This window comes from Lysobacter sp. TAB13 (genome assembly GCF_052113885.1).
Classification (GTDB): domain Bacteria; phylum Pseudomonadota; class Gammaproteobacteria; order Xanthomonadales; family Xanthomonadaceae; genus Lysobacter; species Lysobacter gummosus.
This window is the reverse complement of the sequence record NZ_JBFRDR010000327.1, coordinates 1-385: the sequence shown is the minus strand read 5'-3', so window position 1 is coordinate 385 and position 385 is coordinate 1. Positions and strand designations below refer to the sequence as shown.

The 385-nt window shown below is 69.1% G+C and carries 1 protein-coding gene; it reads right to left on the bottom strand.

What is annotated here, in order from left to right; all coding sequences use genetic code 11:
• Nucleotides 1–385, bottom strand: a 385-nt coding sequence (locus AB4Y92_RS26380) for a hypothetical protein (RefSeq protein WP_441822313.1), incomplete at both ends; no start/stop codon positions are given.

Genomic DNA, 385 nt, shown 5'->3' with positions numbered 1-385 from the left:
GTCCGGTCCTCGCCGGGGCCGAAGGCGGTGCCGTCGGCCTGGGAGCCTGTAAGCATGTCGTGCTGGTTCGGTGTATCGCCGCGACCATTGACCGGCTCGCCCTTCTCGTTGAGCGCGGTCTGTTTGGTCAAGCCGGCCGCGCCGCCATGCAGGTCGGCGACGCTGGTGGCGATCACAGCTCCCTTGGCGTTGCGCCAGGGCCCTGCGCCGATGCGGTCTCGCGCATTGACGGCTGCGGTACCGCCAGTTGCCTGCGTGGAGAGATAAGCCCGCCAGGTCTTGCTGCCTGCACCCGCTGCCTGGGCAAGACGCTGGCAGATCGCGTCGGCCCCTGCGAGGCCGCCGAGATCGGCACCCTTCCCGGATCCGGCACTGGTGACAAAGA